12 protein-coding genes and 2 pseudogenes are annotated in these 26,090 nt (G+C 69.5%); 6 read left to right on the forward strand and 8 right to left on the reverse strand.

Features of this window, described 5'->3' with window-relative positions:
- Positions 1-1,325: alpha/beta hydrolase (locus AC3EVP_RS23905; RefSeq protein ID WP_435132828.1), on the reverse strand; the 1,325-nt coding region annotated here is incomplete at its 3' end.
- A gap of 259 nt (positions 1,326-1,584) precedes the next feature.
- Between AC3EVP_RS23905 and AC3EVP_RS23910 the strand changes: the two genes are divergently transcribed.
- Positions 1,585-2,760 (forward strand): glycosyltransferase, encoded by a 1,176-nt coding sequence (locus tag AC3EVP_RS23910; RefSeq protein WP_435132830.1) that lies wholly within the window; start codon positions 1,585-1,587, stop codon positions 2,758-2,760.
- On the opposite strand, the gene AC3EVP_RS23915 is transcribed toward AC3EVP_RS23910, so the two are convergent.
- On the reverse strand, positions 2,709-3,119 hold the full coding sequence (locus AC3EVP_RS23915) for a hypothetical protein (RefSeq protein ID WP_435132833.1): 411 nt from the start codon (positions 3,117-3,119) through the stop codon (positions 2,709-2,711). The genes AC3EVP_RS23910 and AC3EVP_RS23915 overlap by 52 nt on opposite strands.
- Positions 3,120-3,632: 513 nt before the next feature.
- Here AC3EVP_RS23915 and AC3EVP_RS23920 point away from each other — a divergent pair.
- Positions 3,633-4,400 (forward strand): DUF899 family protein, encoded by a 768-nt coding sequence (locus AC3EVP_RS23920; protein WP_335982843.1) that lies wholly within the window; start codon positions 3,633-3,635, stop codon positions 4,398-4,400.
- 55 nt (positions 4,401-4,455) lie between these two features.
- Here AC3EVP_RS23920 and AC3EVP_RS23925 read toward each other — a convergent pair whose 3' ends face one another.
- The 4 genes and pseudogenes from AC3EVP_RS23925 to AC3EVP_RS23940 all read right to left on the reverse strand — a co-directional run.
- A complete protein-coding gene (locus AC3EVP_RS23925) occupies positions 4,456-5,754 on the reverse strand; it encodes an Ig-like domain-containing protein (RefSeq protein ID WP_435132836.1) in 1,299 nt (432 codons plus the stop codon).
- Between the two features lie 147 nt (positions 5,755-5,901).
- Positions 5,902-7,557 (reverse strand): cellulase family glycosylhydrolase, encoded by a 1,656-nt coding sequence (locus AC3EVP_RS23930; RefSeq protein ID WP_435132838.1) that lies wholly within the window; start codon positions 7,555-7,557, stop codon positions 5,902-5,904.
- 299 nt (positions 7,558-7,856) lie between these two features.
- Positions 7,857-10,598 carry an NPCBM/NEW2 domain-containing protein gene (locus AC3EVP_RS23935; protein ID WP_435132840.1) on the reverse strand — a complete coding sequence of 914 codons (2,742 nt, stop codon included), beginning with the start codon at positions 10,596-10,598 and terminating at the stop codon, positions 7,857-7,859.
- A gap of 190 nt (positions 10,599-10,788) precedes the next feature.
- Positions 10,789-11,022 (reverse strand): annotated as a pseudogene (locus tag AC3EVP_RS23940) (mycothiol transferase); the annotation flags it as partial.
- 70 nt (positions 11,023-11,092) lie between these two features.
- On the opposite strand from AC3EVP_RS23940, the gene AC3EVP_RS23945 reads away from it, so the two are divergent.
- A complete protein-coding gene (locus tag AC3EVP_RS23945; protein ID WP_435132842.1) occupies positions 11,093-11,551 on the forward strand; it encodes a Scr1 family TA system antitoxin-like transcriptional regulator in 459 nt (152 codons plus the stop codon).
- A 372-nt stretch (positions 11,552-11,923) separates the two neighbouring features.
- Positions 11,924-12,205, forward strand: coding sequence for a hypothetical protein (locus AC3EVP_RS23950; RefSeq protein WP_435132845.1), 282 nt, complete (start codon positions 11,924-11,926; stop codon positions 12,203-12,205).
- 415 nt (positions 12,206-12,620) lie between these two features.
- Here the strand turns inward: AC3EVP_RS23950 and AC3EVP_RS23955 are convergent, their stop codons facing one another.
- Positions 12,621-13,343 carry a hypothetical protein gene (locus AC3EVP_RS23955; RefSeq protein WP_435132847.1) on the reverse strand — a complete coding sequence of 241 codons (723 nt, stop codon included), beginning with the start codon at positions 13,341-13,343 and terminating at the stop codon, positions 12,621-12,623.
- Between the two features lie 458 nt (positions 13,344-13,801).
- Between AC3EVP_RS23955 and AC3EVP_RS23960 the strand changes: the two genes are divergently transcribed.
- Both AC3EVP_RS23960 and AC3EVP_RS23965 read left to right on the forward strand, forming a co-directional pair.
- Entirely contained in the window at positions 13,802-17,407 is a 3,606-nt protein-coding gene (locus AC3EVP_RS23960; RefSeq protein ID WP_435132849.1) for a laminin G domain-containing protein, read from the forward strand.
- 547 nt (positions 17,408-17,954) lie between these two features.
- Entirely contained in the window at positions 17,955-24,572 is a 6,618-nt protein-coding gene (locus tag AC3EVP_RS23965; RefSeq protein WP_435133035.1) for a polymorphic toxin-type HINT domain-containing protein, read from the forward strand.
- 620 nt (positions 24,573-25,192) lie between these two features.
- Here the strand turns inward: AC3EVP_RS23965 and AC3EVP_RS23970 are convergent.
- Positions 25,193-25,923 (reverse strand): annotated as a pseudogene (locus AC3EVP_RS23970) (tyrosine-type recombinase/integrase); the annotation flags it as partial.
- Positions 25,924-26,090 lie beyond the last annotated feature (167 nt).

The following is a 26,090-nucleotide window of genomic DNA, read 5'->3' on the forward strand; positions in this document are numbered from 1 at the left end:
CCCCCCCCCCCCCCCCCCCCCCCCCCCCCCCCCCCCCCCCCCCCCACCGCCCTGCGCCGCTCCGCCCGCAGCACCGGCTTGTCGTGCGCCACCCGGCTGCCGGCCCCCGCGCCGCGCCCGCCCTTCGCACCGGGATGCGCCTTCCCGGCCGCGTGCCGCGGCGCCACGTCCTGCGGGAAGATCAGCTGCTGGCTCTGCCACGCCAGCGCCGCGGGCATCTCACTGGTCCACGTGCTGAAGTTGTGCACCCCGTGGGCGGGGAAGATCGACGCGGTCCGCATCGGCGCCTTCGCCAGCCGCAGGAACTCCCGCGCCTTCGGGTAGATGTTCTCGTCCCCGTGCCGGCTCGCGGCGACCAGCACCGACACCTGGGGGATCGGCAGGTGCCGCAACCGCCAGTACAGGTCGTGGGAGTCGATCCGCTTCTGCCGGGAGACGCCGCTGCCGAACAGGTTGCCGGTGGTGATGTCCTGATGGATGGTGAAGTCCGGGGACAGCGCCGCCGCCGAGGTGAAGACCCCCGGGTCGCGCATCGCCAGTTGCAGCGCGCAGGTGCCGCCGGAGGAGTAGCCCAGCGCGCCCCACGCGGTGGCGCTGTGGCCCACCCGGTAGGTGGCCTTGAGGGCGTCGGGCAGGTCCTTCGCCAGGAACGTCTCGGTCTGCGGCCCGCCGGGCACGTTGACGCACTCGGTGTCGCGCGGCGGCGCGATCGTCGGGCGGATCTCCACGATGACCGTCGGCTGCATCCGGCCCTGTTTCATCAGCTGCTGGGAGATCTGCCACACCCGCAGCCCCTGCGCGAGGTTGTAGATGCTGCCCGGATAGCCGCTCATCGCCAGGATCACCGGGAAGCGCTGGCGGGCGTACGCCTTCTGGAAGTACTCCGGCGGCAGGTAGACGAACGCCGGGTCGATCACCCCGGTGCGCCGCCCTATCACCCGCACCGACTCCACCCGGCCGTTGCGGGACGCCGGCGCGCTCGGGATGCCGCTGACACCCTTGAGCAGCGAGGTCGCCCCCGGCTCGATCAGCGCGGTCCTGGTGGTCAGGGCGGTGCCCGACGCGTTCGGGCCGATCGCGACCGGCGCGGTCTTCCCGGTGCCGAACAGGTCGCTCCAGGAACCGTAGAACTGGTAGTCGGCGTTGACGGCCGCGAGCAGCGCGGTGACCGTCACGAGCTGGGTCACCCCGATCACCGCCAGCCGCGCGGCCACCCACCCCCAGCCGGTACGGGCCAGCCGCGGCCACGTCCACACCGTGAGCACCACGCACGCCGCGGCCACCCCGGCCAGGACATACGCCGTCGACCAGCTGGTGAGGTTCACGCCGCGCCCCCTTTCCCTTCCGTTTCCGTACCGTCCACAGGGCTAGAGGGACACGGGGCGCGGTGCGTTCCGTGCGAAGGGTGTGACGATGCGGCAAAGTCCGGAACCATCCCCGGAAAGGCGGGTTGCGCCGATGCGGGCACCCGCGGCGGCGCCCGCCGCTAGGCTGGGGCGGCCGTGCCGGGGGACGCGGGGCCGGGGCGGCGCCCGGCGGCGGAAGGGCGCCGCGACGCAGCTCAGGGGGAGGCGGTTTTCGCACGTGAGAGTCCTGCATGTGGTCACCCTGCACACGCCCACCAACGACTTCGGCGGCCCGACCCGGGTCGCCCTCAACCTGTCGCGGGGCCTGCGGGCCAAGGGCATGGACGCCCGGATCGCCACCCTCGGCGACGGCTTCACCGGGCCGCTGCCGACCGAACTGGAAGGCGTGCCGTCCTTTGTCCACCAGGCCCGGCACGTGCTGCCCGCCTTCGAGGTCAGCGGCATCACCTCGCCGGGGCTGCTGGCCCGCGCCCGCCGGATGGCCGCCGGCGCGGACGTGGTGCACGTCCACCTGATGCGCGACCTGATCACGCTGCCGTTCGCGCTGGTGGCGCTCGCCGCCGGGGTGCCGCTGGTGGTGCAGACCCACGGCATGATCGACCCGACGGAGAAGGCCTTCGCCAAAGCCGTCGACCTGCTCGGCCTCAAACGGGTGCTGCGCCGGGCCGACGCCATCCTGCACCTGACCGCGGACGAACGCGACGGCGTCCAGGCGGTCGTACCCGACACCCCCCTGACCACCTTCCACCGCCTGGTCAACGGCGTCGCCCGCCAGGACCGCCGCCCGCCGCGCACCGGCGACCGCCCGCCGACGATCCTCTACGCCGCGCGCGTCCAGAAACGCAAGCGCCCCGAGGACTTCGTCGCCGCGATGCCCGCGGTGCTCGCCGTCCACCCCGGCGCCCGCTTCGTGCTGGCCGGGCCCGACACCGGCGCGCTCACCGGGCCGCTGCGCGCGCTCGCCGCCGAACTCGGCGTCGCCCACGCCCTTCAGACCCCCGGCCCGCTCGGCCACGACGAGGTACTGGCCCGGCTGCGCACCGCCGACGTGTACGTCCTGCCGTCCGTGGTCGAGCCGTTCGCCGTCTCGCTGCTGGAGGCGATGTCCGTCGGCGTCCCCGTCGTCGCCGCCGCGACCGGCGGCCTCTCCCCGGACATCGAGGCGGCCGGCGCCGGCGTCATCACCCCCAGTCGGCCCGACGCCGACAACGGCCCCCTGGTGGCCGCGGCGATCCTCGAACTGCTCGACCCCGACACCAACGCCCGTACGTCCGAGGCGGCTTGGCGGCTGGTCGAGGACCGCTTCTCGATCGGCGCGGTCGTCGAGGACCTCCTCGCGGTCTACTCCCGGGTGTCCGCCGCGCCGAACTCCGCCCGCAGGCGCGGGATGTAGTCGGCGAGCGCCGGAGCCCAGCAGCCGTAGTCGTGCCCGCCGTCGCAACCGGGCGCCAGCGACGCCCCGTTGCCGTAGTCGTCTAGGCGGGCGGGAATGCCGAGGCGGTCCAGCCGGGCCTTGACGTGCCGGGCCGCGACCCGCGTGAACGCGTCCAGCGGCAGGCTGCTGCCGGTGTACAGGGTGACGTCGGTGCCCGCCAGCCTCGCGAGGTCGGCCGGTGCGGCCGCGTCGTCCACGCTGCCCGCGCCGCCGTGCAGGAAGTACGTCACCGGCCAGCGCCGGGCGGGGTCGGCGGCGTAGTCCGCGGGCAGGAAGATCCGTATCCGGTGCGGGCCGGACACCTGCGGGGTGGTCACGGTGAGCGTGCAGGGTCAGGCCGAAGCCGCTGGTGAACGGGGGAAGTTCGGTGGCGGCGGTGGCCGCTCGGGCGGCGGGTGCCAGGGCGAGCAGGGGCAGTACGGCAAGGGCGGCGGCCGCCAGGGCTGTTCTGAGCGTTCGGACTCTTCGGACCCTTCGGACGCTTCGGACCGGTGACCGCCGGGTCGGGCCGGTGAGCGTCACGCCGAGGACGGCCAGGTGCGCGTACGTCGGTGACTTCATGGGGGCTCCGTAAGTCGTCGGACGGCCGAAGGAGGGCCGGGGTGCCGTCACAGGCTCGCCTCGGGCGCGGCCCGGGGGGACAGGCCAGCACGGCGGCCATATCTGGCGGGTGGCCGTTCCACCGTCCTGACCTGCGGAAAGGCGTGACGCACGGTGGAGGTACGGCAGTTGGCGCGGCCTTGTCTCCCGCGTTTCCGCGGGTGGCGATGAGTTCCGTGCGCGGCGGGAGTCTGACGTGGTGACAGCACTGGACACCCACGGAGGACCGTATGACGACCCCGCCCGCCGACCCCGCCCGCCCGCCGATCGTGGACATGGCCACCTGGCAGGCCGCCCGCGACGAACTGCTGGTCCGGGAGAAGGCCCACACCCGGGAGGGCGACGCGATCGCCGCCGCGCGCCGCCGCCTGCCGATGGCCGAGTTCGACGGCACCGTGGAGGTCGTCGGCCCGAACGGCCCGGTCCCCTTCCTCGACCTCTTCCAGGGCCGCGACGAACTCCTCGTCTACAAGCACATGTGGTGGGACGGCGCGCCCCACCAGGGCCAGTGCGAGGGCTGCACCGTCACCGCCTGGCACATGAAGGACGCCGTGTACCTCAACAGCCGCGGGGTGTCGTTCGCGATCCTGACCCCGGGCCGCTGGGAGGAGGTCGCCGCCTTCACCGACTTCATGGGCTACACCCAGCCCTGGTACTCCGTGCGCGGCCTGGAGGAGCCGGTCGGTGGCGAGATGGGCCACCTCACCAGCTATCTGCGCGACGGCGACCGTACGTTCCTCACCTACTCCACCACCGGCCGCGGCACCGAGGCGGCCAGCGGGTCCTTCGCCCTGCTCGACATGACCCCCTACGGCCGCGGCGAGGCGTGGCAGGACGTCCCCGAGGGGTGGCCCGAGGGCAAGGGCCCCTGCTGGTACTGGCGTTCGGACGCGGACGGCAACGCCACCTGGGGCCCCACCGGCCGTCCCGTCCCCCAGTGGACGCGCCCCGGCGCCACCCCCGAGACCACCCTCGGCCGCCAGGGCACCCACCACTGACACCCCGGCCGGCCGGCGGGACCTCCGCCGACCGGCCGTCAACCGTACGGCACTGTCAGCCCGTTGCCGGGACCACCACCCAGTCCGTGGACGTGGCGTGGTCGTCGTCGCCCTTGAAGTCCACCGTGTAGAGGGTGTCGCCGGGGCCGGGCACGTCGTCGAAGGCGAACGTACCGTCCGCGCCGACCCGGAGCGTCGGCAGCGAGGGCGCGCCGCCCTTCGTACGGCGCTGCACGCGCACCACCGTGCCGGCGGGCAGCGCGGTGCCGGTCGTGGTGAGCGTCCCGGCGATGTGCACGCTGCCGCCGGTACCCGAGGTCGGCGCGGCCAGCGTCAAGGAGGTCGGCGCCTTGTCGACGGTGACCGTCGTAGTGGCGTCGTCGGCCGGGTCGTGCTCGGCGTCGCCCGCGTACGACACGGTGTACGTCGCGGTCCCCGCGTCCGGCGGGGTGTCCTCGAAGGTGAACGAACCGTCGGCGGCCGCCGTGACCGGATCGAGCGGGTGGCTGCCGGAGGCGTCCGTACGGACCGCCGTCAGGCGCGCGGCAGGCCCGGACGCCGGCCCGTTCAGCGTGATCGTGCCGCTCAGCTCCACCGGCTGCCCGGCGTACGGAGTCCCGGGCTGGAGGGTCAACGGCCCCTGGAAGGCCGCGTGGTAGCGGGAACCCGGGTTGCTGATGATGTGCAGCCAGTACGCGTCACCGGCCGAGTCGCCGGTGACGGCGAAGAGCTTCGACGCGTGCGACGACCAGGCGAGGCCGCGCGAGGCGATACGGTCGCCGCCGTCGGAGTCGTCCTGGAAGACGAAGCTGCGGGGGGTGTCGCCGTGCGTCGGGTCGGTGTCCTGCACCAGCAGATCGGCGTCGTCGCCGGACGCGGCCATGCCCCGCGCCACGAGCGAGCCGTCCGGGCTGAGCGCCACCGCGGTCGCGGAGGCGCCCGCCGGGGGCGCGCTCCATCCGGCGGCGTCCGACATGTCCGCGCCGTTGAGCAGCCGGAACCCGTCGGCGCCGTCGGCCAGCCCCACCAGCGAGGCGTCCGCGCTGAGCGAGGCGTCCTGCGCGACCGGGATGGTGGGCATGGTGCTCTTGGACCACTGCCGGCCCGAGATGCCCTTCGAGTCGGCCGTGTCGTACAGCGCCGCGTACGAGGCGTTGGTCGTCCACGTGTACAGCAGCTTCCCCGGCGCCCCGGGCTGCTGGGGAGCGAACCGGAAGTTCAGCCCCGATGTCTGGTTGCCGGGCGGCTCGGTGGTTGCCTGGTAGTGCATGTAGCTCGTGGTCGTGGTGTTCGTGTCGCAGTTCACCGTGACGTTGCTGGCGTTCTCGGTCCACCAGCGCTTGCCGCCCGACACCGCGACCTCCCGCCCGCACAGGCCGAGATAGGCGTCGCCGAGCCAGTTTCCGGTGACGGCGTAGGTGTCGGCGTTCAGCGTGACGACGTACTCGCGGCGGGCCGGCCTGCTCGTACACCGGCCGGCCCGCCGTGCCGTGGTGGACCGTCAGGAAGCCGTGCAGGTCAGCGCCGGTACGGTGAACGCACCGGCGGAGGTGCCCTGGACGCCGAACGTGGTGGAGCCCGATCCCGCGACGGCGGCGTTGTAGGAGAGGCTCTTCGCCGTCACCGCGCTGCCGGTCTGGCTGACGTCGGCGCTCCAGGCGCTGGTCTCCTTCTCGCTGCCCGGCCAGGACCACGTGACGGTCCAGCCGTTGACGGCGGTGCTGCCCGCGGTGACCGTGACGGTGGCGGTGAAGCCGGTGTCCCACTGGTTGTCCACGTGCAGGACCGCCGTGCAGCTGCTGCCGCCCGTACTGCCGCCCGTACTGCCGCCGCTGGACGTACCCGATGACGTGCCGCTCGACGTGCCGGACGACGTACCGCTCGACGTGCCGCCCGTGGACGTGGTGCCGTCGAAGCCGGGGGCCTTGATGCTGGCGAGGTAGCCGTCCTTGACGCTGTCGACGGTCTGCCAGTCGTCCTTGAGGATGCCGCCGGTGTCACCGGAGTCCGGGTTCCACGACCAGAACGTCCAGTTGAAGCTGTCCCCGCCGTAGGTCGCGGTGGGGCGCATGTAGTCCACGAGGGCCTTGAGCCAGGTCTGGTCGGTCGTGGACTGCAAGGTGGTGCCGAACTCGCCCACCCAGACGGGCGCGAGGTTCTGCTTGAAGATGTAGCCCCAGTACTTGTCCCAGATGCCGGGCATGTTCGCCGGGAACGACGGGTCGTTGAACCAGCTCTGCTGGGCGACGCTGGTGGCGTAGTCGTGCGCGGAGTACACCACGCGGTTGGCGACGTCGAGTTGCACCGGGTACTGCCCGACGCCCATCAGGTTGCCGCCCCACCAGCCGGAGGTGCCGTTGTAGGTCTGGATGCCCTCCACGAAGATCAGCAGGTCCGGGTTGACGCCGAGCACCGCGTCGCCCGCCCGCTCGGCGGCCAGCCGCCAGTCGATCGTGGTGTCGCCGCAGCCCCAGCAGGCCGGGTCGTGCGGCTCGTTGTGCAGGTCGATGCCGACCACGGCCGGGTTGCCGGCGTAACGGGTGGCCAGCGCCTTGAGGTCGGTGATCCACGTCGACTCCGGGACGGAGCTGGTGTACCACAGCGCGCTCTGCCCGCTGGCGTCCGGCCGGTGCCGGTCGAGGATGATCCGCAGGCCGATCGAGCCCGCGTAGTCCACGATCTTGTCCATGACCTGAAGGGACGTCAGCCCCTCCAGGTCCTCGTTCATGTTGTAGAAGTTGATGCTGTCGGGCATCGTGCCGGGCTTGAAGATGTCGTCGCTGTAGGGCAGCCGGATGGTGTTGTAGCCCAGCGACTTCATCTGGTCCATCATCGACTTGTAGTCACGCGCCCAGAGGCCGTGCGGCACGTGGTTGTCGGTCTCGAAGCCGAACCAGTTGACGCCCGCGATGCGCACCGGCTGGCCGGCCGCGTCCAGGATCTGGCGTCCGCTGGTGTGCCAGTAACCGGTCCCGGCGGCCGGGGCGGCGGTGGCGGCGGTGGCGGCCGGTGGGGCGGCGGCGCGGGCCGGCGACTGCCCGGCCAGCGCGAACAGGGACATCAGGGCCATCAGGGCCGCGGCCACGAGGGCGGTCAGGGGCACCCGCCATGCGCGGGACGCTCTCGGGGGGCCGGCGAAGCCCGGAGTGGTGACCATGGGGCGATTCCTCTCGGTGGGGGGAACGGAACGCTGCCGGTCGGAGATGTGCGCGGGGGACGCGTATGGGAGCGCTCCCACGTGCACTTCGCATAAAAGCGACGTTCCGTGCGCGCAGTCAAGAGGGCGGCCGGGGTTCAACAAGTGAAGCAATCAACGCCGTTGGGGGAGGGGCTACTTCACGTCACTGGATGTGCGGGGTGTTGTCGGCCCGCGCGCGTACGCCCGCTGCCCCGCCACCTCGAACGGGTGACGGGGCAGCGGTCCCGGGTGCCGCGTGCGATGTGCGGCGGCGGACGTCAGCCGGCGCAGGTGAGTTGGGCCAGCCCCCAGTCCGCGTGGTCGTAGTTCTTGCCGTCGCCGCCGTCACCGACGGCCAGGCTCAGGGTGTGCACCCCGGTGGTGTCGACGGACAGGGCCACCGCGCTCTGTCCGCCGCGGATCACGTCGGTGGCGGCGAGCTGCCGCCCGTCGTCGCCGAGCACGGTGAAGGTGACGCTGCCCTGCCCGCCGGTCTCGTCGTCGACCCCGACGTGGGCCTCGAAGCGGGTGCAGCGGCCCTGGAGGTCGATCTGCACCTGGGCCGGGGCGTTCATGCCCAGGCCCTTGGCGTACACGGTGCCGTCGATGGTCAGCGGGTGCCCGTCCTGCCCGCCCGCCTCGCCGTTGGACTGGTCGCGCTCGACCGGCCCGTAGCCGTTGGTCTCGGAGAGGAACGGCTGGTCGCTGGCGTAGACCGTGCCGTGCAGAGGTACGGAGACCTGCACGACCTCCTCGACGTGGATGGGCGGGGCGTTGCCGCCGGCCGGGTCGGCGTAGGTGGCCACCACGGGCACGTCGACCTCGCCGCCCGGCTGGTCCTTGCCGACCGTCACGGTCCAGTGGCCGGCGAGCGGCTTGCCCGCCGGCAGCGAACCGGCCGCCACCGCCGGTCCGTTGGCGCTCCAGCCGGCGGGGAGCCGGTCGCGGTCCACGGCCAGCCGCACCTGCCGCAGGGCCGTTCCCTGGGGCAGTTCGAACGTCGCGTCGATCCCGACCGTGGTGCCGGCGCCCGCGGTCACGGCCGAGTGGGTCGGCGTCAGCGTCGTGGCCGGCGCGGTGATCACCGGGTTCTCGCAGTCGGTGCGGCCCTTGGTGGCCGGGCAGGCCAGGGCGACGAAACCGCCGTTGGCGGCGGCCGACACCGTCAGCGTGTCCTGCGCGGTCACCGTCCTTACGGTGCGCACCAGTTGACCGTCGCTGTCGCCGACCGTCTCCACCAGCCAGCTGCCCTTGCCGAGGAAGCCGAGCGGCGCCTTCATCGTGTCGCTCGCGCCGGCCAGGATGCCGCCGACGAACCAGCGGTCGCCGTTGCGGCGGGCGATGACGGCCTGCCGGTCACCGGCCGGCTGCTGGCCGGGGCCGCCGGAGACCAGGTGCGTCTCGTCCCAGGTGGTGGGGAGTTGTTCGAGGAATCGCTCGGCCACCGGTTGCGCGGAGAACCCCTCGGGGTTGTCGCCCAGTGAGGTCCACCCGGACTCGTAGACCACGGGCAGCGCCAGCTCGTGGGCGAGCGAGTCCTGCCGGTTGGGGCGGGAGAACCAGGTCGGGGTGTAGTCCATCGAGCCCACGATGTTGCGGGTGAAGGCGAGGAAGATGTCGCGGGTGGGGTTCTGCCCGTTCTCCTCACCGCGGACCGCCTCCACGCTCATCACCTGCGGCCAGGTGCGCTGGAGGCCGCGCGGGATCGTGGCGCCGTGGAAGTCGATCATCAGCCTGAGCCGGGCCGTGTCGCGCAGGATGGCGTCGTACCACTGGAAGGTGGACTGGGAGTCGGAGTACATGTAGTCGACCTTGACGCCCGCCACGCCCCACGCCTTGACCTTCGGCAGCCAGGCGTCGCGCTGGGCCTGGGTCTTGAGGTCGTTCCAGTCGAACCACAGGATCACGTCCACGCCCTTGGCCCGCGCGTAGCGGACCAGCTCGGGCACCCAGCTCGCCTGCCAGCCGGCGTCCACGAGCGTGTAGCGTAGGCGGTGGGCGGCCGCGTAGTCCACGAAGTCCTTCTGGCGGTCGAAGTCGCCGGGGCTGTCACCGTCGCTCAGCCAGGACCAGTCGTCCACGCCCGGCCGAATCCAGGAGGTGTCCTTCACCTTCGAGGGCGGCGCGAGGTCGTCCACCAGGGTCGACCCGACGAGCGTGTCGAGGCTGCCCACGATCGCGGTGCGCCAGGGCGTGGACAGCGGCCCCTGCGAGGTGACGGGCGCGTCGTCCGCCAGCGCGACGGAGTACGTGCCGCTGCCGTCCACGTGGTCGAGGTGGCTGCCGGAGTAGCGGCCGTCCACGTCGGCCTCGGTGAGCAGCACGTAGGTGCTGCCCTCCTCGAAGAGCGTCGGGTAGCCGAAGGAGCAGGTGGTGCCGGTGCACGTCTTGGGCTGGGCTTCGTTGGCCGCGCCGGCCGTGGTCTCGGTCCGCTCCGTCTCGTAGCTGGTCGCGTACGGCTGGACCCAGGCTTTGGCGTCTGTCGGCAGTGCGAAGGACGAGGTCTCGGCGGTGACCGTCACGGTGCCGGTGCCGGTGCCGGTGTCGCTGCCGTCGAGCAGGTACCGGTAGGCGACGCCGTCGTCGGACACTCGTACGGCGACGCCCAGTTGGGCACCGTCGGTGCCGCGGAAGGTGAACGTGGCCTCGTGCATCGTGGCCGAGCGCCGCAGTTGCTTGCCGGTGGTCATCTGGTACGACTCGTGGACCGTGCGGTCCTGGCGCCTGACCAGTTCCAGACCGGCCGTCAGGTCGTGCTGGTCGGTGCGGATTCCGAGCCGGCCCGGCAGCAGCACCGGCGTGCCGCCGCGGTCGACGGCGAGGTGCAGCTCGCCCGCGGAGTCGAGGTCCAGTTGCGCGGTGAGGGTCGAGCGGGCGGGGTCGTCCACCGTCCACGTGCCGGGGGAGTGGGGGGTGGACTGCGGGGTGGAGGCGGAGTGAGGTGCGGCGGTCGAGGGCGCCGCGGCCGCCACGACCAGTCCGCTGCCGACGAGCGCCGAAAGGGCGATCCCGGTCACCACGTGCCGGAGTCGATTACGTCGAAGTCGCATGCGTGTCCCTTGCCTTGGACCGCCGGCCCCCGCCGGAACCGATCCCTGACCGATCGTTCGCAGTTCGCGCTCCGTGGCGGGGCCCGATGGTCACCAGATGAACAACACCGAACTTTTTCCAAGGATTTCCATCACATGTCACCGGACTTGCACACGCGCGTCAAGCCTTCTGACGGAGTTCGCCACCACCCGCCACACCAACTCGCCCTCTGGCGGCCTGCTCGATCTTCGCGCGGTACGCGGCGCGGGCGTCCTCATCGATCCGCGTCTCGTGTTCGGGGCGCATCCCGGTTCGGCCGTCGACGCCCTCGCGCAGGATGTCGGCGTGCCCGGCGTGCCGGTTGGTCTCGCCGAGGACATGGACCATGACGGCGAAGAGGTTCGTGCGGGAATGAACGTACGCGCCGCTGCTCGCGGACCGGCCCACCCGGTACCGGTGGGAAGCGCGGCTGTCGCGTACGCCGGTGCTGCAACATCCGAAGGGGCCGCGCTACCTGGCCGTCCTCGGTGAAGCGGTCCTGCACCGCTGCCTCGGCGGCCCCGCCACCATGGCGGAGCAACTGCACAGCCTGGCCGCGCTGATCCGCCGGCGGCGCATCACCGTACGGGGGCCGCCGCTGGCCGCGACGCCCCACCCCACCGGCACCGACGGCGCGTTGCGCCTGATGACGTACGCCGACGAGAGCTCCGCGCTGCACTTCACCGCTCACCACACCGGCAACCACTTCACCGACCCGGGCGCGGTCTACCTCGCCCACCTCACCCACGACCTCCTCACCGCCGCCGCGCTTCCCCCGGAGGACTCCCTCGCCCTGATCGAGTCCACCGCCGCCGACTACCGCGCCCGGACCCCCGCCCCCTCGGCCGCCGAGGAGCCCTCCGCCCGCGCCCACCCCCGCGGCCGCGAGCTGGAGCACCGGTAAGGGCTGTCGGCGGAGGCGCTCTCATAGGTCGAGTCGAAGCGCCGCCACCCACCAACCCCCCGGCACCGCCGACCGCTACAACCCCACCGACGACCAACTCCACACTTACTATGTGCTGGCGGGCGCGACGGCGGTCAAAAAGGGGGGGCAGGTCTTGAGATTCCTGACCGATGACGGAAGATTCGGCCTTCTGGTTGCGCCGGTAGCGAATTCTGGTCAGGCCCGGTTCCAGTTGGTCATCGAGGGGCGGCTGATCGGGGATACCGACCCTGAATTCGCCTACGGGGCCTTCAAGGAGTTGGGGAACCTTCCGGGCTTTCGGACGGTCGACTGGGTCTGCTTGCCGAGGACCCGGACGCCGTCCTGGCGGCCTTGCTTTCCGAAGAGGAACTCCACGATCCCGCAACTCTGTCTCTCTCGGAGGCGCAGGACGGCTGGCTCGTTCAGGGATACGTCTACGAGGGCAGCGCCGTCATGTCGGCCCGACCGTACGAGGGCGCGTCCTTGTCGGCGGGCGCTCTTATCTCCGTTGTGAGGTGGGCCGAGTACGCATCGGTCGTTGAGACAGCACGCCGCTACTGGGCTCAAGAGGACGGGAGATTCCGCTCGGTGCTTTGGCGGGCGAAGGTTGCACGTCTTCACGGCGAGAATTGATGGGGATAAGGGTGTCCCAAGGGGCGGGCGTGTGTGGGGAGGGGGTGGGGGCCCGGTGTTCGGGCGGAGGGTGGAGGAGTTGGCGGTGAGGGTGGGGGCACCTTGAGGGGCTGGAGAGCGGGCATGGGCGGTGGGACTCCAGCAGCCGGAGTAAATCATGCTGCGACAGGGCCATCATGCACCTCCTCGTTGGAATTCGCCTTCTACCAGGGAGAATTGCATGGTGGCCCACCTGTCGGGCAGGGAGCGACGACCGACCGACCGCACGCCTCCGGCGCACACCGCCATGCTGATCGGCTACACCACATCAAGGGACACGACCTCCGGACCCGGTGCAGCCGCACGGTTCGACGTCAGAGCGTCTTCTCACCGATGCCCCAGTTCGATGGCGGGCGTATGTCCGCGGGCGGAGCGTCTACCTCAGAACCTTCGCGATCTGGGCCTTGATCATCGCTGTCGGAACTTTCGGCGGCTTATCCGGAAGTCCTCTGACCTGGAATGCCGCAACGGTTGATCCTTTCCGAACGGTCACATAGACGTAGGGGACGTGCATCACCTTCCCGTCGTCCTCGGTGATGTTTTCGGTGATCTTGTACTCCACGGCCTCGTCTCCGAGGCGCGGTGCGGCTTCGAGTTGCGGCTTGCCATACTTCTCGGCCTTGTCGACCGGCCCTGCCCAGCCGCTACATGACGCAGCCGATTGTCGCAGGTCGGCCAGAACCCGCGGTGCGTCACCGGGTCGGTATGCGGCGAGGGAGATGGTCGTCTCAATGGTGTCGTCGGCGACGATGTCAACGGCGAGCCCGTACTGGGGGTAGGCGCTCGATTCGCTGCCGACATTCGCGAAGAACGGTTGGCATGCGAAAGGCGAGATGCGAAAAACGGTCCCTTTCGACAGCGAGACCGGCTCCTCGTCCCCCTCGGGGGTCCGGCCTTGCATCGCCGTGATGGAGTACCCCGGGACTTCCTTTCGGCTGAGGACGTAGGAATCGATGTCGCGCTGGCCGACCTGCGCGGGTGACCCCTTGGCAGCCGTGCTCGACGGCGCGACGGACGACCCCGCCGTACTGCTCGCACGACCGGCTCCGGTCTGCGAGTGGTCTGTTTCCCCGGTGCCACCGCAGCCGCTTGCGAACATGACGACCGCACCTACGACTAGGCCGGCGGATCTGAGCCCGGTGCGTTTTGCCACCAATTCCGTGACCTCCTCTTGCTGAACGTCGGAATGTTTTCCGATTCCATCATTTTGTGTGTGGGGGAGTCGGCGGTGAGGCTACACCCTCGGGCGCACCGGCGTGACCGCTCGGGGGTAGCATCCTTGGTTAACTTCCTGTTTTCTTTTGGTTGTTCACCGCGTCACGTAATTTGCCCTTGTGATTTCCCAAGGCGGTTCAATGTGCTTCAGGTCACATCCCACCGGGCGTTGTGTGGGTGCATATGCGACCCAAATGGTCCGTTCGTCCCGATGGACTCCGCCCTCACATCTCCTTTACATTCTGCTGGCTCTTCATTGACCAGCAGAACGTGCAACTCCGGGGTGGGGACTTCATGGAGTGGAGTAGGGCGCGCCGTACTGCCTGTGCAGGCAGTACGCGGGTGCGAGCGTTGGTGGCCATGCTGGCGGCGGCTTCACTGCTGACGCTGCTCCCGGCGATGGGCGGCGGCCCGTCAGCAGCGCACGCCGATACCGGGTCCAAGGCGCCGCTGTCCGCCGAGGCAGCCGCAGCGCAGAAGGCTGCGGACAGCGGCGAGCAGGTGGAAGTCGCCAGCGAGCGGACCCCGTACTCGACCACTTACGCGAACCCGGACGGGGTCACGTTCACAGTCGACCAGTCGGCGGTTCCGGTACGAGTCAAGGCCGCTGACGGCTCGTGGACTGACCCGGACACGACCCTCCAGACCAGGTCGGACGGCTCCGTGGCACCGAAAGCGACCCTGATGTCGCTGTCGTTCTCGGGCGGGGGCGACGGCTCCGGCCTGGTGGACATCTCCCAGGGCAACCGCTCACTGACCTTGGGATGGCCGACATCGTTGCCGGAGCCGACCCTGGATGGGGCGACCGCAACCTACCCCGAGGTCCTCCCGGGCACCGATCTCCGCATGACCGCGACCGTCGACGGCTTCCGTGAGCTCTTGGTGGTCAAGTCTCCGGAAGCAGCAGCGAATCCGGCGCTCCAGCACCTGACGTTCTCGCTGCACTCCAAGGGCCTGACGGTGCGGTCCGCGGATGGTGGTGGGTTGACGGCAGTCGACGAGGATGACGCCAATCCCGTCTTCTCGGCGCCTCCGGCCCTCATGTGGAACTCGCAGGGCACCGACAGCGCCAGCACGTCCGCCGCACGGTCCGCAGACGCCCCCCAGTCCGCGCAAGTCGACACCCCCGCCGGCCCCGGCGACGGCGACGCCTCAACTGTGCTGCCGGTGCAGATCGGTGACGGATCCCTGTCGGTCGAGCCGGACCCGGCGATGCTGGCGAACACCGACGACACCGCCTACCCGCTGTACATCGACCCCAGCGTGGGAGTGAGCCAGACCGCCCGGACGCAGATGCGGTCGGACGGCTACACGGACTTCAACTTCGACAACGGCACCGACGACGAGGGCAAGGGCGTGGGCCAGTGCTCCTCGTACGACGGCTACTACTGCGGCCCGGGCTACACCGAGCGGATCTACTACCAGTTCTCGCCGAGCACTCTGGTGGGGAAGAAGGTGCTGGACGCGACGTTCCGGGACACCGAGTCCTGGTCGTTCACCTGCGACCTCGCCTGGGTGGACCTGGAGCGCACGAGCAACATCAGCTCGGGTACGACGTGGGCCAAGCGGCCGACCAATCTCGGTGTCGTCGCCACCCGGCACGTATCGGCAGGCCGGGGCTCACTGTGCAGCCCTTCCCAGCCGGCCGCACCGATCGAGTTCCACGACACCCGGCTGACCTCGCAGGTCGCGGACTTCGCGGCGGGCAAGTTCGACCGGCTGACGCTGCTGATCAAAGCAGAGGACGAGTCCGCGACCAGCGACTGGAAGCGGTTCAGGAACGATGCGGTGCTGTCGGTGACATACGTGGGCCAGCCCGCGGTGCCGACCGCGGCAGGGCTGGTGGCCGGAAGCGGGGTCAGCTGTGAGCCGAAGGCTGCCGACCCGCAGGTGGTCGGTGATCCGACGCCGGACTTCACCGCCAAGGTTGCGAACGTCACCGGGGGCGGCAGCGGGGCCAGCCTGCGGGCGCACTTCGTGGTGCAGAAGCAGGGCACGGACGGTGGGTGGAGTACGGCGACCGAGCCGGTTCGGCCGCTGACCGGGTTCATCGGCAACGGTACGACGGAGACGGACCCATCACCGATCACCCTGGATGACGGAGGGCTGTACCGCTTCGCGGCATTCACCCGCTCCTACTACGACGGCAGCAGCTACCTGGAGTCGCACAGCACCGTCACCACCACTGGTTGGTGCTACTTCACGATCGACACCACCGGCCCCAATCCGCCGGCCATCACGTTCGGCAGTCCGTACACACCCTGTGACGGCTCGGTCTGCGTCGCGGCCGGTGGCCCCGGGATCTCGGCGACCTTTGGTTTCGGTCCGACCGGCGGTGACGTCAACACGGCGTACGCGTACAAGCTGGCATCGTCCGCCACCTGGTCCGCGCCGATCAAGGGCGCGAGTGTCCAGGTGAAGATCACTCCACAACTCGCCGGCACCCAACTGCTTCTGGTGCGCGCGGAGGACGGGGCGGGCTGGGGCCAGACGGCGACCGCGATGTTCAACGTCAAGGAGGGCCAGACGCCGGTGGGTAGTTGGCACTTCGACGACGCCGCGGCCGGCTCCGGGGTGACCACGGCGGCCGACACCGCTACCGAGGGCGCCCGGCACGACGCCACCCTCTACACCGCCGGCGCGGGTTGGTCGGGGCTGGCCAGGCGAGGCGTCGGAGACCGTTCGCTGTGGCTGAACGACACGACCAACCCCGCCAACCAGCAGGGTTACGCCGCCACTTCGCAGCCGGCGGTGAACTCCGAGTCGTCGTTCACTGTCTCGGCATGGGCGTATCTGTCGGACGAGTCGGACTTCCGTACGGTGCTGTCGGAGACAGGCAGTGACAACTCCGGCTTCGCCCTGTACTACTCGCCGAACATCCAGCGCTGGGTGTTCCTGTGGAACTGGCAGGAGAACGGCACCCCCCAGTACCTCGGAGCGAACGCCACCACGGCCGGCGTACCGCTGAAGACGTGGACGCACCTGACCGGCGTGTACGACGCGGTCGCCGACACCATCAGCCTCTATGTAAACGGGCATCTCCAAGGCGCGCCCGTCGCCTTGCCCGCGGCCGCGACCGCGCATGCCTCGGACGGCATGCTGGAGTTCGGCCGGAACAGCTCGCCGTACGGTACGTACAACCACTACCTGCAAGGGCGGGTGGACGAAGTCTCCGTGTGGCAGAGGACGTTGACCGCTGACGAGATCGCCACCAGTGACGAGCTGTTCGACTCCGCAGGACAGCCGAGCACTGAACTGGTCGCTGACTGGGCCCCGGACGGCGCATCCGGGAGCACCTTGTCGGACACGGTCTCGCAGTACGGACGCTCACTCACGTTGTCCGGCGGCGCATCGCTGGACGGGCAGGCGATCGTGCTCGACGGCACCACCGGAGCCGTGACCACTGCGGGCCCGGTCGTCGACGACACCGCTTCCTTCACGGCCACCACCCTGGTCGACCTCGACAGCGCCGCACTCGTGGCCAAGCCCGTCGGCTACACCGCCCAGGTGCTCCAGGAGAGTGCTGCCGACGGCTCGTCATGGGGCTTCTGGTACCAACTGACCGGTACCGAGACCGAACCGGACCCGGATGGCGGCGCTGATCTCACCGTCCCCATCGGGTACTGGTATTTCGGCCGGATCACCGCCGACGGCAGCTTCGACGGGGTCGTCTCCGACGAACCCGCGGAACTGGGCAGTTCGGTCCGCCTGACCGGTACCTACGACGCGCCCTCCGGCAGTGCCCACTTCTACCTGGGGTCCGACGAGAACGGCGAGGGCGTGCCGTACACCGCCGACCCCGGGTCCGGACTCTTCACCGCCGGTGAGGGCCGGGTCGCAGGCGACACCGGGTGGGGCCACCACCTGCCCGGGCGCATCACCGACATCCGGCTGTGGGCCGGCGCGATGGCAGACCGCCAGCAGGTCGCGAACACCGTGGGCGACTGACCAGGAAGTGCGGCTGCGGCTCACTCCGAGCCGCGCCAGCACCCGGAAACGAACGAGGCGTGCACGAGCGACCCGTGACGGTCGCAGGTATGTGTGCGCGACGGCACACCTACCGATCCGGCCGTATGGAGGAGCAGCGGTGAGTACACGACGGAACACCAGGTGGCGGAGGGTGACCTTCCTGCACGGCATCCTGCTGGCACGCCGACCCGCGGCCGAACAGGCGCGGCGCCGCAGACGCCCTGCCATCGTGGCCGCGCTGTGCCTCGCGCTGACGGTGCCGACCGGCCTCGCCGCATCGCCCGCGGTCGCGCACACCGGCGGCGACTTCGGCGCACCGGCGCTGCCCAAGGAACGCACCAGCAAGGTCGATCCGGTCACCGGGCTCGGTGCGGCCAAGGAACGCAGCAAGGTCGCCGCCGCGAAGGCCACCAATGACGCGCAGGCCAAGGCAGCCCGCACCCAGCAGAGAGTGATCTGGCCGAAGAACGGGCAGGTGTCCGGCACCCTCCCGGCGAAGGGCCCGCTGCGCCTGACCGCCGGGGGCATGCCGGTCACCGTCACCCGTACCGGCGGCCACGGTGCCGCGGGCACGGTCGACCTCCGCGCCCTGGACCAGAAGCACGCCCAGGCCGCCGGGATCGACGGAGTACTGCTGTCCGCGACCGCGACCACTGCGGGTACCGCGCGCGTCAGAGTGGACTACGCGGCCTACGCCTCCGCGTACGGCGGCGGCTGGTCCGGCCGACTGCGGCTGGTCCAACTCCCGGCCTGCGCGCTGACCGAGCCCGGCCGGGCCGACTGCCGCGTCCAGACAGCGCTGCACTCGACCAACGACACAGCGACGCAGTCCGTGGCCGCCGACATCACCCTGGACCGGACATCCGGCGGCGCAACCTCCGCCACGGTCCTGGCTGTTGCCGCGGCCCAGGGCGAGGCCACCTCGGGGGCCGGTAACTACAGTGCGTCACCGCTGTCGCCTTCCTCCACCTGGACCGCCGGCGGCTCATCCGGTTCATTCGACTGGTCCTACCCGATGAGCACACCGCCGGCTGCGGCCGGCCCCGAACCCTCGATGTCCCTGTCGTACGACTCGGGCAGTGTCGACGGCCGCACGGCATCCACGAACAACCAGGGCAGCCAGGTCGGCGAGGGCTTCGACCTGAGCGTCCAGTCCTACGTCGAGCGGTCGTACACGTCCTGCGACGACGACGGCGAGAGCGGCAAGAACGACCTGTGCTGGAAGTACGACAATGCCAACCTGGTGCTGAACGGCAAGTCGACCCAGCTGGTCAAGGACAGCTCGACGGGCAGTTGGCACCTGAAGGACGATGACGCGTCCAAGGTCACGCACTCCACCGGCGCCGACAACGGCGACCAGGGTGACGCGGGCATCGACGGGGCCGGCGAGTACTGGACCGTCACCACTGGTGACGGCACCAAGTACGTCTTCGGCCTGAACAAGCTGCCCGGCGCTGACACGCAGCGCACCAACTCCGTATGGACCGTTCCCGTCTTCGGTAACGACTCCGGCGAGCCCGGCTACACCGACGGCACCACTCTGTCCGCACGCGCCCAAGTCCAGGCATGGCGCTGGAACCTGGACTACGTCGTCGACCTGCACGGCAACGCCATGTCGTACTGGTACACGCCGGAGACCAACTACTACGCCAAGAACGCCGCCACGACCGGCACCGCCCAGTACACCCGCGGCGGCTACCTCGACCACATCCTCTACGGCCAGCGCGCCGACTCCCTGTTCAGCGCCACCAACGCCACGGACAAGGTCCAGTTCGGGTACGACGAGCGCTGCACCGCCACCGACTGTTCATCGCTCACCAAGGACACCGCACCGAACTGGCCGGACGTGCCGTTCGACTCGATCTGCACGAACGGGGCGACCTGCCACGCCACAGGGCCCTCGTTCTTCACCCGCAAGCGGTTGACGAAGGTCGAGACGTTCGCCTGGAACGCCGCGGCGACTCCCGCCGCCTTCGCACCGGTGGACGCGTGGACACTCAAGCAGGAGTATTTGGACCCGGGGGACATCGGCAACAGCACCGACCAGTCCCTGGTCCTCGACAGCATCGTGCACGCCGGCGAGAACGGTGGCACGGCGGCTCTGGAGCCGCTCACCTTCACCTATCAAATGCGGCCGGACCGCGTCGACGCGCCCACAGATGACGTCCTTCCGCTGAACCGGCCGCGCGTGGACTCGATCACGTCGGAGACCGGCGCCATCACCACGGTCGACTACTCGGAACCGGAGTGCGTCCGCGGCTCGACGATGCCCACAGCGGAGGACGACGACAACACCAGCTGCTACCCGGTCTACTGGCACGTCAACGGCGCGGACGAAGCCACGCTCGACTGGTTCAACAAGTACCGGGTACTGGACGTCATCACCTCCGACCCGACCGGGCACGGCGAAACCATGGAGTCGTCCTACACGTACTCGGGCCCGGCCTGGCACCATGACGACGACCCGATGACACCGACGAAGGAACGTACCTGGTCGGACTGGCGCGGCTACCAGAGTGTCACCACCCTCACCGGTGCGGCTCCCGCCACGCAGTCCAAGTCGACGGCCATCTACCTCCAGGGCATGGACGGCGACGCCCGGAAGAACGGCTCGACCCGGTCGGTGTCCGTCCCCGGCACCGGCTTCACGGGCCTGACCGTGCAGGCTCAGACCGACAGCGACCAGTACGCGGGGTTCACCCGGGAGCAGATCACGTACAACGGGTCGACTCCAGTCTCCGTCACCGTCAACACCCCCTGGTCGCAGTCGACCGCCGACCAGACCGACGCCACCCCGCACGCTCAGGCGTACTTCGTCCGCACCGGGGCAACCTCGGAATCCACCTACTTGACGGCGTCCGCCACCTGGCGAACTCACAGCGCCAAGACGACGTACGACGGCTACGGCATGGCCACCGCCGTGGACGACGCCGGCGACAGCGCCAAGACCGGTGACGAAACCTGCACCCGTACCTGGTACGCCCGCAACCCCGACATCGGGCTGACCTCGCTGGCCTCCCGCACGCGGGTCACCGGCAAGCCATGCAACACGGCCGAGTCCGCGCTCGCCCTCCCGACTGACACCAAGACCCGCGGCGACGTACTCTCCGACACCGCCACGGTCTACGACAACACGGTCGCCACCGCATGGAGCGCCGCCCAGACCCCGACCCTCGGCGAGCCCACCTGGACCGGCCGCGCTGCCGCCTACCCGGCGAGCGCCTCCGGCACGGAACGGCCGCCCACGTCCTGGCAAACCGTGACCACCTCCACCTACGACGACTCCACTGCCAAGCTCGGACGCGTCCTGACCACGACCGACGCCGCCGGCAACACCACCAAGACCGCATACGTTCCGGCCACCACCGGCCCGGTGACCCGCGTCCAGGTCACCAACGCGAAGTCCCAGAACGCCTATACCTACCTGGACTTCGCCACCGGCGACCCCCTCAAGCAGTACGACGTCAACAGCAAGATCACCGAGACCGCATACGACCCGCTGGGCCGGATCACCGGTGTGTGGCTGCCGAACCAGTCCAGGGCCGGGGGAGCCGGTGCGAACTACACGTACACCTACCACCTCTCCAACACCGCACCGACCTGGGTGTCCACGTCTTCGATCGTCGATGAGGGCTCCTACAACACCACCTACACGATCTACGACTCGCTGCTGAGGACGCTGCAGACCCAGTCGCCCACCTCGAACGGCGGCCGGCTGCTCACCGACACCCGCTACGACAGCCGTGGCCTGACCGACCAGACGTACACCGACGTCTTCGACTCCACCACGACCCCCTCAGGGGAATACGTCCGGACTGAGGCCGGGCGGGCCGCCAAACAGACCGACACCGTCTTCGACGGCGCCGGGCGGGCCACGAGCAGCACGTTCACCGTCTACGGCGTCAAGAAGTGGAGCACCACAACCCAGTACACCGGTGACTCCACAGCCACCAGCGCCCCGGTCGGCGGGACAGCCACCCGCACCCTGACTGACGTCTTCGGCCGTACCACCGAGCAGCGCACATACTCCGGCACGGATTTCGCCGACGCCCAGTACGGCGCAGGTGTCGGCGCCCCCTACCTCACCACTGACTTCACCTACACGGGCGACGGCAAAGCCGACACCGTCAAGGGTCCAGACGGCGCCAAGTGGTCCTACGGCTACGACCTGTTCGGTCGCCAGACCTCCAGCACCGACCCGGACACCGGCACCACCGCCACCGCCTACACCAGCCTCGACCAGGTCGATTCCACCACCGACGCCGACGACACCACCCTGCTGTACGGGTACGACGTGCTCGGCCGCAAGACCGACGAGTGGCAGAACGCCCGCACGGACGCCGACAAGCTCGGGCACTGGACGTACGACTCCCTGCTCAAGGGCCAACTGGACACGGCCACCAGTTACGTGGGCGGTACCACCGGCAGCGCGTACACGAGCAAGGTCACCGACTACGACAGCCTGTACCGCGCCACCACCAGCGAACTCGATCTTCCCGCCGGTGACCCGCTGGTCACCTCCGGTGCCGTCAGCAGCACCCTGACGACTCAGACGTATTACAACAAGGACGGCACCCAGCAGTACATCGACGATCCGGCTGCGGGTGGCCTCCCCGAGGAGTCCACCACCACCCACTACACCAACCTCGGCCTGCCCACCGACGTCCACGGCGCCACCGGCTACGTACTGAGCACGAGCTACTCCCAGCTCGGCCAGCCGCTCCAGTTCACCTTGGGCAGCACCGCGGCGGAAGGGACGCCCAAGACCACTGTCACCAACACCTTCGAGGACGGCACCGATCGCCTCACCCAGTCCACGGTCACCGACAACACCGTGCCCGACAAGCTCCAGGAACTCGACTACGGCTACGACGACGCGGGCAACGTCACCCACGTCTTCGACTCGGTCGGCCAGAACGGTAAGAGCACCACGGACAACGAGTGCTACACGTATGACGGCTACGACCGGCTGACCGACGCGTGGACCCCGTCGGCCGCCGACTGCGCCACGGCCGGCCGCAGCGCGGCATCGCTCGGCGGCCCCGCGCCGTACTGGACGTCGTACACCTATACCGCGGGCGGTCTGCGGGCCACGCAGACCGACCACACCTCGTCCGGCAGCACCCTGACGTCGTACTGCTACGACGCCAAGCGGCCCCATGCCCTCACGTCCGTGCTGCCCGGGGCAGCCACGTGCACCGGAGCCGCGGCGGCCTACGGCTACAGCGCCTCCGGAGAGACCACCGCCCGCCCGAACGGCACCGACACACAGGCCCTGACGTGGAACGCGGAGGGGCAACTCGACACCCTGACGGAGAAGACGTCCGCGGGCACGGTCAAGAGCACCACCAGTCACGTCTACGACGCAGACGGCAACCTGCTCATCAAGCGGGACAGCGGCGGTGACACGGTCCTCTACCTGGGCGACACCGAGGTGCACCTCAAGACGGGCACCTCCTCGTACTGGGCCGAGCGCTACTACACCCTCGGCGACACGACTGTCGCGATGCGCAGTACCCGGACCGGGACCAACACCCTGACGTGGCTGGTCGGGGACCAGCACGGCACCAGCAGCCTGGCCCAGGACGCCACCACCCAGGCGGTCACCACGCGCTACACCACGGTCTTCGGAGCTCCCCGCTCCGGCGGGAGCGGCACCTGGCCCGACGACAAGGGATTCCTCGGCGACCCCACCGACTCCGACTCCGGCCTCACCTACATCGGCGCCCGCGAGTACGACCCGGCCACCGGCCGTTTCCTGTCCGTCGACCCCCAGCTCGACACCGGCGACAGCCAGTCCCTCAACGGCTACACCTACGCCGACAACAACCCCGCCACCCTCTCCGACCCGACCGGACAGGGCAACGAAGACTGCATGACCGGCGTCATGACCAACTGCTCCGGGGGCTCACCGACCGCGGCGTCCACGTATGACAGTGACCGGGACAGGGGCGAACCGCACTACACCGACGACACGTGGCTCGATGACAACTCGTCGGGAGCCGTCACCGGCAAGGGTGCATCCGCCGTGTACGCCGCGTTCGGCCCTGACTACACCGCGACCCACAACCCTCCGATGGGAGGGTACTGGCACCCGCAGTGGGGACAGCACGGCACGATCTGCTTCGGTCTGCTGGCATGCAGCGAGGCGAGCCGCTACCTCATGGACCATCCCCACGGGTATGCGAAGGCCAGAGCCATCGCCGCCACGTACTGCGTCGACAACCTCGCCAAATGCCAACGGTCTGCGCGCGAATGGTACGCGTCACTGGCGATCAACGATGCTCTGAAGACCACTCTGTCCTTCGCGATGCCCGAGGCCGACGCATTGGAGGGTCTCGACACGGCAGCGTCTGTCGCGGCGGAAGAGGCGGTCGCCGACTCCGAGGCAGCCGAGGAAGCGTCGATACGCCAAAAGACTCAGACGTGCGAGGCCAACAGCTTCGACCCCGACACCCTGGTCCTCATGGCCGACGGCTCGGCCAAGCGCATCGGCGACCTCCAACCCGGCGACAAGGTGCAGACGGCCGACCCGGCAACGGGCAAGCACAAGGGCGCCCACACCGTCACTGCCACCCACATCAACCACGACCACGATCTGATCGACCTCACGGTGGAGACGGCTCCCGGCCATACCGCGACCCTCCACACCACGGCGAACCACCCCTTCTGGGACGACTCCACTCACCGCTGGACCCCAGCCGCCGCCCTCACCCCCGGCGACGCCCTCACCACCCCCACCGCCGCCCACACCTACGTCGTCGCCACCCACCAGACCCCGGGCGCCGCCGACCGCTACAACCTCACCGTCGACCAACTCCACACGTACTATGTACTCGCGGGGACCACGCCAGTTTTGGTCCATAATGATGATGATGGTTTCAGTGGAACGGTCTTCAGGGACGGCGCATACCGTTTCCAGATCTACTCAAATGATCACGGGCCAGCGCACGGTCATCTTATTGGTCCCGGCATCAAGGGTGACGGGATTCAGATTGGACAGAACGGAAAACCGCTAAACTCCAATGTGGAGCTTTCGCGGGCTCAGCAGCAGGTGATCGATAATAACCTGGGCAGTATTCGTAGGGCTATTCGTAAGAGCATGGCCGCCTATCGGCTAAATCAGCAGGGTGGGTGCAAGTGATGTCGTGGTCGTTCGAGGAGAGGTTGAGAGCTCTGGCAGAAAGGATCGGCAGCGATCATGGGAGCCTGGAGAGCGGACATGCTCGCTGGGCTATTTATTCCCAAGCAATCCCAATCGCCGGGGAGTGGTCGGAGCTTTTGGAGCTGGTCAGGCAGGAGCCAGATGAGTCAATCGCCTCGTCCATGGTTTTGAAGATCATGGAAGTTGTGCCGGATTCCCAAAGAGTGGACTATGCCACAGCGCTCCCCCCTGGGAGGGCTCGCGAATATGCTGTGACCCGAGCTCGTGAGCTTTCGATGTTCGAAAAACTCTCCGCAGTTAGCGGGGCATCAGATGAGGTGGATCCCCGTCCTCAGAACTGGTCTACCTGGCTGCAACTGCGGGCGGCTAACTCAGCTCGAAATGAGACAGTTCTCGAAGCTCTGAGTGCAACTGGAGCCTCGAAGCGCATCAGGGTTGCAGCAGAACAGCGTTTGCGGTCCCTTCGTACATCTGGCGAATCCATGATTTAGAGCAATAATGGAATCGTAAACCGAATCGGTTCACCCCAGAAGCCTCACCAGATTTCCTCCTGGTGAGGCCGCTGGGGTGTCTGACGGCAGTAGTTGACGGCAACGCCAGCGGACAGGTGCTGTGCAAAGTGGTGGGCCGTCGTCTTCGTCGGTCTCGGGGACGGTCTCGACGGGGTTGCGGAGGGCGTGGCCGAGGAGGTCGATGGCGTCGCGCTGGAGGCGGAGCCGGACGTGGGCGTGCACGGTCGCGGTCACGCCGATGTGGGCGTGTCCCAACAGTTCCTTGATGATGACGAGTTCGACGCCCTGTTCGAGGAGGAGGGTCGCCGCCGAGTGCCTCAGGTCGTGGAAGCGGATGCGGCGGAGCGTGCCCCGGCGGAGCAGGGCGTTGAACTGCCGGGTGAGGGTGACGCCCTCGATCGGGGACCCGTCGGGCCGGGTGAAGACGTAGCCGCTCACTTTCCAACCCGCCCCGCTGCTTCGCGTTTCTGGCGCTGCCGGTCACGGTGTCGTTCGAGGGAGCGCAGGCACTCGGTGGGCAGCGCGACGCGCCGCTTCGAGCTCTGGGTCTCGGTCGGCAACGCCGTCAGGCCGGCGGTGTTGGTGCGCTGGAGGATGCGGCGGATGCGGGCGGTTCCGCCGGCCAGGTCGAGGTCTTCCCAGCGCAGGCCGAGGAGTTCGCCCTTGCGCAGCCCGGTGCGCAGGGCGAGTTCGAACAGCGCGCTCAGTCGGTGCCCGTGCGTGGCGGTGAGGAATGCGCGGGCTTCCTCGGCGGTGAGGGGTTCGAAGCGGCGGGGGCGGCGTGTGCCCATCCGGACGTTGCGGGCGACGTTGCGGGGCTGTAACCGTACCGGGGTATGCCCGATGCCCGACGACGAGGGCGGTGTCCGGGTCGGGCCCGGGCAGGCCGGCGTGGACGCGGGCCTGTTCGGTGCGCGCCAGGCGCGGCGGTCGGCGCGCAGGGCACCAAGGGCAACCGCGAGGCGCGGCAACGGGCGGGCCTGTC

Source organism: Actinacidiphila sp. bgisy144, assembly GCF_057708105.1.

Coding starts and splice junctions, on each gene's coding strand:
- AC3EVP_RS23920 (WP_335982843.1), top strand. CDS start 3,633: ATGACGACCCCGCCCGCCGACCCCGCCCGCCCGCCGATCGTGGACATG.
- AC3EVP_RS23930 (WP_435132838.1), bottom strand. CDS start 7,557: ATGGTCACCACTCCGGGCTTCGCCGGCCCCCCGAGAGCGTCCCGCGCA.
- AC3EVP_RS23955 (WP_435132847.1), bottom strand. CDS start 13,343: ATGTTCGCAAGCGGCTGCGGTGGCACCGGGGAAACAGACCACTCGCAG.
- AC3EVP_RS23965 (WP_435133035.1), top strand. CDS start 17,955: ATGCCGGTCACCGTCACCCGTACCGGCGGCCACGGTGCCGCGGGCACG.